This is a genomic window from Paracandidimonas lactea (genome assembly GCF_021653995.1).
Classification (GTDB): domain Bacteria; phylum Pseudomonadota; class Gammaproteobacteria; order Burkholderiales; family Burkholderiaceae_B; genus Allopusillimonas; species Allopusillimonas lactea.
The window spans coordinates 479309-492190 of sequence record NZ_JAJJOZ010000001.1; the positions used below are offsets into that span (position 1 = coordinate 479309).

Genomic DNA, 12882 nt, shown 5'->3' on the forward strand with positions numbered 1-12882 from the left:
TCAGGCTCGCAGCGTCGCGTCCAGCGTGATGGTGGCGTTGAAAAGCTTGGAGACCGGGCAACCCGACTTGGCTTGGTCAGCGATACGGGCAAACGTTGCCTGGTCGGTACCCGGCACGATTGCCGTGGTGCTGAGATGACTGCGCGTGATGGCGTAGCCATCGCCCACCTTGTCCAGCGTTACGGCGGCTGTCGTGCTGATCTCTTCCGGCTTGAGCCCTGCCTCGCCCAGCATGAGGGAAAGCGCCATCGAAAAGCATGCGGCATGTGCGGCGGCGATGAGTTCTTCAGGGTTGGTTCCGGGGCCGCCATTCTCGAACCGGCCTTTGACGCCGTAAGCGGCGTTGCTGAGCGCGCCGGTCGCCGTTGATATCGATCCGCCGCCATCCTTGAACCCGCCTTTCCAGACAGCCGATGCTTTCTTGGTGATCATGGCATGCTCCTTCGTGTGAGACGATGTGTTGCCTTCCTCCCGCCATATGCGGCGAATGGAACAGCGAACACTGCAGCAAGAAGCGTGCCTGCGCGTCAGAGGGGGCTTGCTGCGCGTATCATGCCACCGGCCACTGTCTGGTGGCTGGCTTCGTCGATCAGAATAAAGGCGCCGCTCGCCGGCAGGCTCGCATAGCAGTCCACAGGCAGTGCGTCCCGTGTGCGCAGCGCCACGCAGCCAATATCGTTCATGGACAGCGTGGCACCGTCGGATGCGGGCGCCTCCGCGAGCTGCATCAGGTCGCGTCGAGTCAATACCCGCTCGATCTTGGCGCTGCTCAGGCGGGCGCCATGCTTGATCAGATATTTGCGCGCGGGGCTGAGCGTGCGGCTGTCCAGCCAGCACATGTCTGCCACCAGGCGCCGCGCAATGATGGGTGCGTGGCTTTCATGCGAAAACCAGTCGCCGCGAGAAACGTCGATCTCCTGCGCCAGTTCGACCGTAACGGGGGTGCCAGCGATGGCCCTTTGCACTGGCCCGGCCGGTGTATGCAAGGACTTGACAATGGCTGCCGCACCTGACGGTTGGGCCACGACCGTATCGCCCACCTTCAGTGTGCCGCTGGCGATCTGCCCCGCGTAGGCGCGCAGCCCGTCCGTGCGGCTGCCGTTGTGTCGCATCACCCATTGCACCGGCATGCGTAGTGGCTCGCTGGCACGGTCCTCGCCGGTGTCCAGCGCTTCAAGATGCGAGAGCAGCGTGGGGCCGCGATACCAAGGCATGCGGCCCGATGCCCGGACGACGTTGTCGCCCAGCAGCGCCGAAACCGGTATGGCCGTGAAATCGCCGATGCCAAGCTGGTTGGCCAAGTCCGCATAGGCGCTTTCAATACGCCTGAACACATCCTCGCGCCAGTCCAGCAGGTCGAGTTTGTTGACGGCGACGATCAGATGCCGTACGCCGAGCAGGTGTGCAAGAGTGCTGTGCCGCACGGTCTGCACCAGCAGACGGCCATCGGCCGCCTTGACAGCGTCGATAAGGATGATGGCGGCATGTGCTGTGCTCGCCCCCGTCACCATGTTGCGCGTGTACTGCTCATGGCCTGGTGCATCGGCCACGATGAATTTGCGCGCCGGCGTGGCAAAGTAGCGATAGGCTACATCTATGGTAATGCCTTGCTCGCGCTCGTCTTCCAGGCCGTCGGTCAGCATCGCCAGGTTGACATTCTCATCGTCGGGGCGGCGATGGCGGGTTTTTTCCAGCGCCCGCAACTGGTCGCTGAACACCGTTTTGCTGTCGTACAGCAGGCGGCCGATCAGTGTGGATTTTCCATCGTCGACGGAGCCAGCAGTGATGAAGCGCAGCACGCCATGCGCCGCCGCGGGAAGTAACTGGTCGTTGATCGCGTTCATGGGTAGTACCTGTGGTCCTGAAGTTTAGAAATAGCCATTCTTCTTGCGGCGCTCCATCGAGGCCTCGGAGGCCTGGTCGTCCATGCGTGTGGCGCCGCGCTCGGTGACCGTGGCCACCGCCGTTTCGGCAATGATGTGATGGGCCGTGGCGGCCTTGGAAGCCACTGGGCAGGTGCACGAAATATCGCCGACGGTGCGAAAGCGCACCGACACGTGTTCGACGGTATCGCCCTCGCCTGCCGGTGTGAGCGGTGTCACGGGCATCAGCAGGCCGCGCCGCCGCACAATGGGCCGCATATGTGCGTAATAGATACTGGGCAAGGCGATGTTTTCGCGCTGTATGTATTGCCATACATCCATTTCGGTCCAGTTCGAAATGGGGAACACGCGCATATTCTCGCCAGCATGCACACGGGTGTTGTACAGGTTCCATAGCTCGGGCCGCTGGGATTTTGGGTCCCATTTGCCGAACTCGTCGCGGAAGGAAAAAATACGTTCCTTGGCACGGGCTTTCTCCTCATCACGCCGCGCGCCGCCGATGCAGGCATCGAAGCCGAATTCTTCGATGGCTTCAAGCAGCGTGACGGCCTGCGCGGCATTGCGCGAATCATTTTCCCTGCGCAGCACTACCGAACCGCGACGGATGGAATCCTCGACGCTGCGCACGATCAGCGTTTCTCCCAGTTCGGCGGCGCGCTGGTCGCGAAAAGCGATTACCTCGTCGTAATTGTGGCCGGTGTCGATGTGCAGGAGTGGAAAAGGAAAACGCCCCGGCCGAAAGGCCTTTTCCGCCAGCCGCAGCAGCACGCAGGAATCCTTGCCGCCCGAGAAGAGCAGCGCGGGCCGCGTGCACTCTGCCGCGACTTCTCGCAGGATATGGATGGCTTCGGCTTCGAGCCACCCAAGATGGTTGTCGTCGATGTGTGTGGCGGTGGCAAGTGTGTCGGCTTCAGGTGCAAAGGTTGCGGTCATAGTGTTTGCCTGTATGAATGCGTAGATGTCATTGCGTGCGCATCGTTGCGCACGCCTGGCTGCGCGCCAGCGTGGCCAAGCGTGCGGCCGGGATAGAGCGGTTTCACGGCCTCGCTCCAGCGCTCACGCGCGGCGCCTGCGTCCGCAGGTTGCCGGCGTGCAGGCCGCACTCGCGGCTGTCGGCGTTCTCCCACCACCAGCGGCCCGCACGCAGGTCCTCGCCGGGCTTGACGGCGCGCGTGCAAGGTTCACACCCAATGGAGGGATAGCCCTTGTCATGCAAGGGGTTGTAGGGGATGCCGAAGTGCCTGATTACTTCCCATACGTCTTCATGCCCCCAGCCTGCCAGCGGATTGAACTTGGGCAGCCCGGTCAATGGATCCGTCTCGTGCTCGTCAAGCGCCCCGCGTGTGGCTGACTGCTCGCGGCGCTGCCCCGTGATCCATGCATCGCGGCCGGCCAGCGCACGCCGCAGTGGCTCAATCTTGCGCAGTTGACAGCACGCCTTGCGCAGCGCCACGCTTTCATAAAAAGCAAAAGCGCCATGCTCGGCCACATGGTTGGCTACGGCAGGGGCGTCCGGCTGCCACACTTCGATATCCTTGCCGTAATGACCTCGGATGGTGTCGATCAGCGCCAACGTTTCCGGATGCAGTCTGCCCGTGTCCAGTGTGAACAGCGCAATTGGCAGTCGCGCATCAAAGATGGCGTGCGTGAGCACCATGTCTTCCGCAGCCAGCGACGATGCCAATGCGGCGCGCGGGTACTGGCCCGCGATGTCGCTCAATTGCGCGCGCAGCGTCTGCCACAGGCCTTGTGTCGTGTCTTTCATGCCGCGGCCTCCGTCGATGTAGGCGTTGCAAAAATACGCATGCGGCGCGGCAGCGCATACAGCGTATCGCCCTCGCGCAACGCTAGTTCGCGAAAGCGATATTCAGGCAGATGTGCCTCGATGATCTTGCCCGAGGCCGCATGTGCCAGTTCCAGCCATGCGCCGGATGCCGCCACGTATGCGTGATTTAGCCGCACAGGTACGGCATCGCCGCCCTTCCCCAGCGGCGTGCGCGCCAGCTCGACATCGTGCGGTCGTACATAGGCCGTGGCTGTCGTCGCATCAAAGCCTGCATGGGCGGGAGCGGCCAGCCGCAGCCCGTCCGCATGCAACACACCCGCCACGAGGCGGCCGTTGAACTGGTTCACCTCACCCAGAAATCCATACACAAAAGGCGATGCCGGGGCCTCCCAAACGGCTTGCGGCGTACCCACCTGCTCGATGCGACCGCCATTCATCAGAACAATTCGATCAGCCACTTCCAGCGCTTCTTCCTGGTCATGCGTCACAAACACGCTGGCGACATCGAGCTCGTCGTGCAGGCGGCGCAGCCAGCGCCGCAGCGCCTTGCGTACTTTGGCGTCAAGCGCGCCAAATGGCTCGTCCAGCAGCAATACACGCGGTTCGACCGCGAGTGCGCGCGCCAGGGCAATACGCTGGCACTGCCCGCCCGACAACTGCGAAGGATAATGGTCAGCCAGCCAGTCCAACTGCACCAGGTCCAACAGCGCATGCACTTTTTCGTGAATCACGGCTTCGGGCAAGCGCCGCGCCCGTGGTCGCGCACGCAGGCCGAAGGCCACGTTTTCAAAGACAGTCATGTGTCGAAACAAAGCATAGTGCTGGAACACGAAACCCACCTGGCGCTCGCGCACGTCTACACGCGTAGCATCTTCACCCTCGAACCGCACACTGCCTGTATCGGGCCGCTCCAGGCCTGCGATGATACGCAGCAGTGTGGTCTTGCCGCAGCCCGAGGGCCCCAGCAATGCCACCAGCTCGCCGCGTTCGATATGCAGCGATACATCGTCCAGCGCCTGAAACCCGCCGAACGCCCGTGATACGTGACTGACTTCAATACTCATGCAACACTCCGGTGCTGAACCCAGCGCTTGAGCGCCAGCGTGGCCAGTGCCGGGAAGGCAAGCAGCGAGGCCACCGCGAACGCCGCCGAGAACATGTACTCGTTGTAAAGAATTTCGATATGCAGGGTCATGGTGTTGGTCATCCCTCGTATATGGCCCGATACCATGGACACGGCACCGAATTCGCCAATGGCGCGTGCGTTGGCCAGGATTGCGCCATACAGCAGGCCCCAACGCACTTTGGGCAGCGTGATGCGGCGAAAAATCACCCAGCCGCTGGCGCCCAAGGTAAGCGCCGCATGCTCCTCGTCGCTGCCTTGCGCCTGCATCAGCGGGATCAGCGTGCGTGCCACAAAAGGAAGGGTGACAAACAACGTGGCCAGTACAACGCCAGGCACGGCGTAGATGATGGCTGCATCGGCATCGCGCAGCCAGTCGCCAAACCAACCCTGGCGGCCAAACAGCAACACGAACACCAGGCCAGCCACTACAGGCGACACCGTGAACGGCAGGTCAATGAGGGTGATCAGCCAGCGCTGGCCGCGAAAACGGAACCTTGTAATAGCCCAGGCCGCCGCCAGCCCGAAAACAATGTTCAGCGGCAAGGAGACGGCTGCCACCAACAAGGTCAGCCTGATGGCCGCCCACGCGTCAGGATCGGTGATTGCTTGTAGGTAAACATCGACGCCCCGCCGGAAGGCTTCGACGAATACCACGCCCAGTGGTGCCATCAGGAAGATGGTTAGAAACGCGAAGGCGGTAACGATAAGCAGCGCACGCATCCAGCGTGGCTCGGTAAGGTGCTGGGCATCACGCCCAGCAAGCGGGGCTTGCGTATGCGGCGCGCGGGCGGCGGCTGTGGCGACAACTGTGCTGTTCATTTACGCGCCTCCCGAGGCCGTCGGTGTTGGCGCGCTTGCAGCGTATTGATGGCAAGCAACAGCAAAAACGAAAACACTAGCATGGTGGTGGCGATGGCCGCCGCGCCTTCATAGTCGTATTGCTCCAGTTTGGAGACGATGAGCAGCGGCGCGATCTCCGACACCATGGGCTGATTGCCAGCGATGAAAATGACCGAGCCATATTCACCAATGCCGCGTGCAAAGGCCAGTGCAAAGCCGGTAAGTATGGCCGGGCGCACGGCGGGCAATATCACGTTGACGACGATGCGCAGCCTGTCCGCGCCTAGGCTGGCCGCAGCTTCTTCCAAGTCGCGTTCCAGGTCCGCCAGCACCGGCTGCACTGTGCGCACAACAAACGGCAAGCCGATAAAGATAAGCGCCACCACAATCCCCGAGGGCGTATAGGCCACCTTCCAGTCCAACGCCTGCTCCAGCAGGCCGCCAAACCAGCCATTACCGGCGTATAGCGTGGCAAGCGCAATGCCCGCCACCGCTGTCGGCAGGGCGAAAGGCAGATCGATCAGGGCATCCGCGATGGCGCGCCCCGGAAACCGATAGCGCACCAATACCCAGGCCACCACGACGCCGAATGCTGTATTGATGAGCGCAGCAATCAGCGCCGACAAAAAGGTGATGCGATACGACGCGAGCACACGGGGCGCCGTGGCAGCGGCCCAGAATGCATCCCATCCCATGTCGGACGCGCGCAGCGGCAAGGTGCTGAGCGGTATCAGGATCAACAAGCTGAGGTAGCAAACTGTGAAGCCCATGCTCAAGCCAAAACCCGGAAGGACACCGGCCCGGCCGCCGTGCGAGGACGCGGGCCCGCGTGCCCTTCCGCCGATGCGGCGCACCGCATCTGGGCCTGTACTCCGACTTGTTGTGTTGGTCGTCATATCTGTCATTGCTGCATATAGATCTGGTCGAAGGTGCCACCGTCGGCAAAATGCGCGCGATGCGCAGCCTGCCATCCACCAAACAGCGTGTTGACGTCGAACAACCGCAGCGTCGGAAACTGTGTCTTGTACTTCGCGGCCACTGTGCTGTCTGTGGGGCGATAGCCATTGCGGGCAATGATCTCTTGCGCCTGCGGGGTATACAGAAACGCGAGATACGAATGCGCAGCCCGCGCGTTGCCGCGTCGGCGCACGATGTCATCCACCACCGCCACAGTCGGCTCAGCGCGTATGGATACAGAGGGGATAACGATATCGAACTTGCCCGCGCCCAGCTCTTCGCGAGCTAGCAGCGCTTCGTTTTCCCAGGCCAGCAGTACATCGCCCTGCCCTCGCTCCACAAATGTCGTCGTGGCGCCGCGTGCCCCGCTGTCCAGCACTGGTACGTGGCGAAACAGCTCGCGCACGTACGCCTCGGCCTGCCGTTGGTCGCCCGCGGCACGCTCTAACGCGTAACCCCAGGCCGCCAGATAATTCCATCGTGCGCCGCCGGATGTCTTCGGATTGGGCGTGATGACTTGAACGCCAGGCTTGATCAAGTCTCCCCAGTCATGAATACCCTTGGGGTTGCCTTTGCGCACCAGGAACACAATCGTTGACGTATAGGGCGCGCTATTGCGGGGCAATCTCGCTTGCCATTCGCGATCGATCAGGCCTTGCGATGCAATCGCGTCGATATCATAGGCAAGCGCCAGCGTCACCACGTCGGCCCTCAGGCCTTCGATGACGGAGCGCGCCTGCGCGCCAGACCCGCCATGTGATTGCCTGATGTGCAGCATGGTGCCCGTGTCCTCGCGGTAGCGAGTAATAAAGGCCGCGTTGATGTCTCGATAGAGTCCGCGCGTGGGGTCGTACGATACGTTGAGCAAAGTCTGCGCCTGCTGGGCGTGCGCGGATGCGATAGGCGCAATGGCCGCCGCGAGTGCGAATGCACGAAACAATAATGCGTAGCGCCCCATCCTGATCTGCATGATGACTCCGTGTTGCATGATGGCTGTCATCTTGCCTGTGCTCGGCATTGAACGGAACTACAGGTTTTTCGATTGCTTATGTCTGCGCTCTATATACCCGGCGGGCGATGCGGCATACACGCCGCCGCGTGTCGTATACAAAGACATGGCAAGCACCTCAGGCATGAGGGTTGCCTGCCGCTGCACATACATCGGCACAGCAGGCGGCGGATGCGTTCAGGATGCATCTTGCATTAAGGCCTCCTCAACGTTATGTTATTGATCATCCAGACTACGGTCACCCATGCACGGCGCACAGGGGCACTTCGATGAAATACGTCGATTACTACCATGTCCTGGGCGTCCCCCGGGACGCCAGCCAGGCCGATATCAAGAAGGCCTATCGCAGTCTTGCCCACAAGTATCATCCGGACGTCTCCAACGATGCAGATGCCGAAGCCAGGTTCAAACAGGTGGCCGAGGCTTATGCCACACTTAAAGACCCCGAAAAACGCGCGGCATACGACAAGCTCGGCCAGCATGCCGAAGGCGAGGATTTCGTACCGCCGCATGCCTGGCAACGCGATTTCACCGGCGGCGACGGCGCATTTCGAGATGGTGGCTTTGGCGATTTTTCAGAAATGGATCTGGCCGACCTAATAGCCGCATTCGCTGCCGCCCAGCGCCAGGAGCACATGCATCGCGCCCGACGGCCTGTACGCGGTGAAGACTACGAAATCGCCGTCCCAGTTACGCTGGAACAGATCTACGATGGCACCGAAACCGAGTTCACAGTAAACCTCCCGGGCCTGGACGAGCATGGCAGGCCCCACCATGCGTCGCGCACCTACCGCGTGCGCATCCCCAAGGGCGCGGGCGACGGCCAGCGTCTGCGCCTGCCCGGCAAAGGCGGCAGCGGCCGTAATGGCGGTGGGGCCGGCGACTTGTACCTGGTCATGAAACTGCAGCCGCACCCGCTGTATCGTGTCGATGGTCGCGACTTGTATGTTGACCTGCCGCTTACGCCCTGGGAAGCCGCGCTGGGCGCGTCGGTACAGGTGGCCACCCCCGGCGGCCCGGTCGAGCTGTCCATTCCGGGCGGCACTTCTTCGGGGCGCAAGCTGCGCCTGAGCGGGCGCGGTCTGCCCAGGGCGCCCGAAGGCAAGGCGGGCGACCTTTACGCCATCGCGCGCATCGATGTGCCTCGCACCTTGTCCGCGCGCGAGCGCGAGCTGTTCACCGCACTGGCCGCCGAATCCGCATTTACCCCGCGCGCGCAGCGCACAGGAGCCTGACATGCCTAGCTATCTGACGGAAACCGTATGGCTCAATGCCTCGGACATCTGTTCGATTGAGCACATGGTCGAGGTATCAGGGCTGAGCGAGGCCGATATCCTGGACCTTGTGGATACAGGCATTCTCCAGCCGTCCAACCAGGATCGCACTCATTATTTTTTCCATACCGAATGTGTGGTCATTGCCCGCAAGGCGCGCCGCTTGCGCGATGATTTCGAGTTGGACGCCGACGGCCTGGCGCTGGCCATGCGCCTGCTGGCGCGCGTTGACGCGCTGGAGTCCGAAGTGCATGCTCTGCGCGCTCGGCTTCTGCACAAGTCGTGACGGCGGTTCATCGTGCGCATGCAGCCTGCTGCGTGACCTGTCTTGTTCGCGTACACTGGACCGGCTGGTTCTTTGTGCTAGATCAAGAACGCTTCCTGCGCTTCGGGTTTCAATCGTACGGTTAGCCGCTGCGGTTTTCCTAACGGTTGCTCGGCGCGCCTTGTTTTTGCTTATCGGAGATCTTAAATGCTTGCAAAAATCACCTTCGCCGCTATCCTTGCCGCTGCCAGCGTGCCTGCCATGGCGGCGTGCGATATCACCATCGAAGCCAACGATGCCATGCAGTTCAACACCAAGGAAGTCACGGTCGACAAGTCGTGCAAAGAGTTCACCGTGAACCTCAAGCACGTCGGCAAGCTGCCCAAGGCCAGCATGGGCCACAACGTGGTCATCTCCAAGAAATCCGACGAGCAAGGCGTTGCCACCGACGGCATGGCTGCGGGTCTGGACAAGGACTACGTCAAACCGGGTGACGCCCGCGTCATCGCACACACGGCGGTCATCGGCGGCGGCGAAACCACCTCGGTCAAGTTCGATGTCTCCAAGCTTGAAGCCGGCCAGGAATACGCCTTTTTCTGCTCCTTCCCCGGCCACTGGGCTGTCATGACCGGCAAGCTTACACTCGCCGGCTAAGGCGGGGCGTATCGCTGTACCGCAGCCGGGCCCTGCGCCCGGCATGAAACAGGGGCGGCCCAGGCCGCCCCTGTTTCATGCGCATCCGTATCATGCGCGGTGCCGCGTCGGCATCGCCGCCGGGCCTCGCAAACACGTTTGCCCGCGCTCGTTTTTCATGGCCGGGCCGCCTCGTCAGTGCTCGGCCAGCTCATCCAGAATGGGGCAGTTGGGTCGATCATCACCATGGCAGCAATTGGCCAGGTGCTGCAGCTCGGTGCGTATGGATTGCAGTTTGCGAATGTCGGCATCCAGTTCCGTAATGTATTGCAGTGCAAGCTTTTTTACATCGGCACTATGGCGTGTGCCATCCTGCCACAGCGCCAGCAATGTGCGGATACGCTCCAGCGAAAACCCCAGGTCGCGCGCACGTTTTATGAAGCGCAATGTTTGCACATCCGTATCGCCGTACCGGCGGTAGCCTGCCTCACTGCGCTGGGCCTGATGCAATAACCCGATCTGCTCGTAATAACGGATCATCTTTGCTGATACGCCCGATGCCAGCGCCGCCTGGCCGATGTTCAGTTTCACGGATGTCTGCTGGGTCGTGGCAGAGGCCATCGGCTGCCTGTAACGCGTCATTTCTCGCTCCTTGTTACACCGCCGCTGGCGGCGCGTAACGACGCAAGCGCAGCGCATTGGTCAGCACGAATACGCTGGACAGCGCCATTGCGCCCGCAGCGAAGATCGGCGACAACAAAATGCCTGCTACAGGGTATAGGGCGCCCGCCGCCAGAGGTATCAGCGCGGTGTTGTAGGCAAAGGCCCAGAATAGATTCTGGCGGATATTGGCCAATGTCGCGTGCGACAGATCGATGGCGTTCACGACGCCCTGCATATCGCCCGACATGAGCACCACATCCGCAGCCTCTACGGCGATGTCCGTGCCGGTGCCGATGGCGATGCCGATCTCCGCCTCAGCCAGGGCTGGCGCATCATTGATGCCATCGCCCACAAAAGCTAGTGTGCCGTAGCGTTCGCGAAGCCGCTTTACCTGCTCCACTTTGCCCTCGGGCATGACTTCCGCTACGACGTCATCAATGCCTAACTGACGTGCGATGGCATGCGCCGTGCGCGCGTCATCCCCGGTGATCATCGCTACCTTCAGCCCCAACGCGTGCAGAGCGCGGACAGCCGGCGCCGCTGATGGCTTTACGGGGTCGGTGACTGTGATCAGCGCAACCAATTGGCCGTCCAGCGCGGCGTAGACCGGTGTCTTGCCTTCTTCGGAGAAGTGTTGCGCCTGTTCAGTCAGCGCAACCGCATCTTGCACTCCATTTTCGTGTATGCCGCGCTGCGGGGCGCTGCCTGGCCCCAAGCCGCCCTCCCCGCCTGCGTCGACCGCCGCGCCAAAGCGGTCGATACCTATGCCCAGGCTCCGCATGTACCGAGCCGCGCCAACCTCAACGCGCACACCCTGAACGGTGGCGCGTATACCCGCGCCCACATCCGTTTCAAACGCCTGGGCGTCGGCCAACGGCAAACCTTGCTCGCGCGCGGCACGCACAATGGCCTGCGCGATCGGGTGTTCGGATCGCGTTTCAGCAGCCGCGACGAGTGCGAGGATGCGGTCCCGATCGGCGCCCGGGGCAAGCACGATGTCACCCAGCGTTGGCTTGCCTTCGGTCAGCGTGCCTGTCTTGTCGATGGCGACGACACGCGCATCGCGCAGCGATTGCAGGGCATCGCCCTTACGAATCAATACGCCAAGCTGTGCCGCACGCCCCGTGCCCACCATGATGGACGTAGGTGTGGCCAGCCCCATGGCGCAGGGGCAGGCGATAATCAACACTGCTACCGCATTGACGAGTGCAAAGCTGAGCGCAGGCGACGGGCCCCAAGCCATCCATACCAGAAAGGTCAGCGCAGCAGCCGCCATGACGGCAGGCACGAACCACAATGTGATGCGGTCCACCATCGCCTGGATAGGCAGTTTGGACGCCTGCGCCTGCTCTACCATGCGGATGATCCGCGCCAGTACGGTATCGGACCCGGTGCGGGTTGCCTGCATCGTCAACGCGCCGTTCTGGTTGACGGTACCCGCCACCACCTCGGCGCCCGCTTCCTTGCGATTGGGGATGGGCTCGCCCGTGATCATCGACTCGTCCACATAGCTGCTGCCCTCAGTGACCGTGCCGTCCACCGGCACGCGTTCGCCGGGCCGCAACTGAAGCGTGTCACCCGGCCGTACGTCAGCCACCGGCAGTTCCACATAGCCGTCGTCGCGCATTACGCGCGCCGTAGCTGGCTGCAGCCGGAGCAGTCGTTTGATCGCTTCGGACGTGCGCCCCTTGGCCCGCATCTCGAGATAACGGCCGAGCAGGATCAGCGTAGCAATGACCGCCGCCGCTTCGTAGTAGACATTCACTGTCTGCGCTGGCAACAGCCCGGGCGCAAAGGTTGCCACAATGGAATAGAGATAGGCTGCGCCAGCGCCAACCGCAACCAGCGAGTTCATGTCAGGCGCGCCCCGCATCAGCGCTGGCAGCCCGGCCGTAAAGAAGCGGCGACCTGGAAACAGCAGCACTGCCGTGGTCAGCGCAAACTGCAAATACCAGTTGTTCTGGCGCCCCAGCGTGCTGTCGATAAAGTGATGGAAAGCTGGGATAAAGTGCGACCCCATCTCAAGCAGGAAGACCGGTAGGGTCAGCGCGGCAGCCAGCCACAGCGCCGCGCTCAATGCGTTCATCTCCAGGCGTTGGCGTTCGGCCAGTGCATCCATGCCGCCGGTCTCTGCTTCGAGCAGCCGGGCGTCATAGCCCGCCTTCTCGATCGCAGCAATGAGTGGCATGGCGTCCACCCCGCGCCCAACAGCCACCCTGGCCTGCTCGGTCGCCAGGTTTACGCTGGCGGACACCACGCCAGGCACAGCAGCCAGCGCCTTTTCCACGCGCATTACGCACGATGCGCAGCTCATGCCAGTAATGGCAAGATCCAGCGTCTGAGACGGCGCAGCCGCCGTTGCTGTGCCCGCACCGGAGGTGCCGGGATTGCCTGCGGCAAATGATTTATCCATAGTCATGCCAGTATCTCGATATTGTTCACGCGA

13 protein-coding genes are annotated in these 12882 nt (G+C 62.2%); 3 read left to right on the forward strand and 10 right to left on the reverse strand.

The window, feature by feature from the left end; translation table 11 throughout:
- The 8 genes from LOL23_RS02240 to LOL23_RS02275 form a co-directional block, all read right to left on the reverse strand.
- Complete coding sequence (locus LOL23_RS02240; RefSeq protein ID WP_439652066.1) at nucleotides 1-429, reverse strand: OsmC family protein; 429 nt, start codon at nucleotides 427-429, stop codon at nucleotides 1-3.
- A gap of 98 nt (nucleotides 430-527) precedes the next feature.
- On the reverse strand, nucleotides 528-1844 hold the full coding sequence (locus LOL23_RS02245) for a sulfate adenylyltransferase subunit 1 (RefSeq protein WP_160976525.1): 1317 nt from the start codon (nucleotides 1842-1844) through the stop codon (nucleotides 528-530).
- A gap of 24 nt (nucleotides 1845-1868) precedes the next feature.
- The gene (gene cysD / locus LOL23_RS02250; RefSeq protein WP_237173101.1) at nucleotides 1869-2816 is read right to left on the reverse strand and encodes a sulfate adenylyltransferase subunit CysD; all 948 of its coding nucleotides are present in this window, start codon (nucleotides 2814-2816) and stop codon (nucleotides 1869-1871) included.
- Nucleotides 2817-2919: 103 nt separating this feature from the next.
- A complete protein-coding gene (locus LOL23_RS02255; RefSeq protein WP_160976529.1) occupies nucleotides 2920-3648 on the reverse strand; it encodes a phosphoadenylyl-sulfate reductase in 729 nt (242 codons plus the stop codon).
- Nucleotides 3645-4733 (reverse strand): sulfate/molybdate ABC transporter ATP-binding protein, encoded by a 1089-nt coding sequence (locus tag LOL23_RS02260; RefSeq protein ID WP_160976531.1) that lies wholly within the window; start codon nucleotides 4731-4733, stop codon nucleotides 3645-3647. The genes LOL23_RS02255 and LOL23_RS02260 overlap by 4 nt, the downstream gene beginning before the upstream one ends.
- Complete coding sequence (gene cysW / locus LOL23_RS02265) at nucleotides 4730-5515, reverse strand: sulfate ABC transporter permease subunit CysW (RefSeq protein ID WP_237173186.1); 786 nt, start codon at nucleotides 5513-5515, stop codon at nucleotides 4730-4732. The genes LOL23_RS02260 and cysW overlap by 4 nt, the downstream gene beginning before the upstream one ends.
- 95 nt (nucleotides 5516-5610) lie before the next feature.
- The gene (gene cysT / locus LOL23_RS02270; RefSeq protein WP_439652062.1) at nucleotides 5611-6531 is read right to left on the reverse strand and encodes a sulfate ABC transporter permease subunit CysT; all 921 of its coding nucleotides are present in this window, start codon (nucleotides 6529-6531) and stop codon (nucleotides 5611-5613) included.
- Between the two features lie 5 nt (nucleotides 6532-6536).
- Nucleotides 6537-7562 carry a sulfate ABC transporter substrate-binding protein gene (locus LOL23_RS02275; RefSeq protein ID WP_439652067.1) on the reverse strand — a complete coding sequence of 342 codons (1026 nt, stop codon included), beginning with the start codon at nucleotides 7560-7562 and terminating at the stop codon, nucleotides 6537-6539.
- 308 nt (nucleotides 7563-7870) lie between these two features.
- Between LOL23_RS02275 and LOL23_RS02280 the strand changes: the two genes are divergently transcribed.
- From LOL23_RS02280 to azu, 3 genes are all read left to right on the forward strand, one after another.
- Nucleotides 7871-8836, forward strand: a complete 966-nt coding sequence (locus tag LOL23_RS02280; RefSeq protein WP_237173103.1) for a DnaJ C-terminal domain-containing protein — start codon at nucleotides 7871-7873, stop codon at nucleotides 8834-8836.
- A 1-nt stretch (nucleotide 8837) separates the two neighbouring features.
- Nucleotides 8838-9161, forward strand: coding sequence for a chaperone modulator CbpM (locus tag LOL23_RS02285; protein WP_160976539.1), 324 nt, complete (start codon nucleotides 8838-8840; stop codon nucleotides 9159-9161).
- 186 nt (nucleotides 9162-9347) lie between these two features.
- Complete coding sequence (azu, locus tag LOL23_RS02290; RefSeq protein WP_160976541.1) at nucleotides 9348-9794, forward strand: azurin; 447 nt, start codon at nucleotides 9348-9350, stop codon at nucleotides 9792-9794.
- Nucleotides 9795-9968: 174 nt separating this feature from the next.
- On the opposite strand, the gene cueR is transcribed toward azu, so the two are convergent.
- Nucleotides 9969-10358 (reverse strand): Cu(I)-responsive transcriptional regulator, encoded by a 390-nt coding sequence (gene cueR, locus LOL23_RS02295; protein WP_237173187.1) that lies wholly within the window; start codon nucleotides 10356-10358, stop codon nucleotides 9969-9971.
- Nucleotides 10359-10428: 70 nt separating this feature from the next.
- Nucleotides 10429-12849 (reverse strand): heavy metal translocating P-type ATPase, encoded by a 2421-nt coding sequence (locus LOL23_RS02300; protein ID WP_369414079.1) that lies wholly within the window; start codon nucleotides 12847-12849, stop codon nucleotides 10429-10431.
- Between the last annotated feature and the right edge of the window lie 33 nt (nucleotides 12850-12882).

Bases quoted from the DNA above. Each gene is read 5' to 3' on its own strand.
- LOL23_RS02245 (WP_160976525.1), bottom strand. From the start codon at position 1,844: ATGAACGCGATCAACGACCAGTTACTTCCCGCGGCGGCGCATGGCGTG.
- cysD (WP_237173101.1), bottom strand. From the start codon at position 2,816: ATGACCGCAACCTTTGCACCTGAAGCCGACACACTTGCCACCGCCACA.
- LOL23_RS02255 (WP_160976529.1), bottom strand. From the start codon at position 3,648: ATGAAAGACACGACACAAGGCCTGTGGCAGACGCTGCGCGCGCAATTG.
- LOL23_RS02260 (WP_160976531.1), bottom strand. From the start codon at position 4,733: ATGAGTATTGAAGTCAGTCACGTATCACGGGCGTTCGGCGGGTTTCAG.
- cysW (WP_237173186.1), bottom strand. From the start codon at position 5,515: ATGCGTGCGCTGCTTATCGTTACCGCCTTCGCGTTTCTAACCATCTTC.
- cysT (WP_439652062.1), bottom strand. From the start codon at position 6,531: ATGACGACCAACACAACAAGTCGGAGTACAGGCCCAGATGCGGTGCGC.
- LOL23_RS02275 (WP_439652067.1), bottom strand. From the start codon at position 7,562: ATGCAGATCAGGATGGGGCGCTACGCATTATTGTTTCGTGCATTCGCA.
- LOL23_RS02280 (WP_237173103.1), top strand. From the start codon at position 7,871: ATGAAATACGTCGATTACTACCATGTCCTGGGCGTCCCCCGGGACGCC.
- LOL23_RS02285 (WP_160976539.1), top strand. From the start codon at position 8,838: ATGCCTAGCTATCTGACGGAAACCGTATGGCTCAATGCCTCGGACATC.
- azu (WP_160976541.1), top strand. From the start codon at position 9,348: ATGCTTGCAAAAATCACCTTCGCCGCTATCCTTGCCGCTGCCAGCGTG.
- LOL23_RS02300 (WP_369414079.1), bottom strand. From the start codon at position 12,849: ATGGATAAATCATTTGCCGCAGGCAATCCCGGCACCTCCGGTGCGGGC.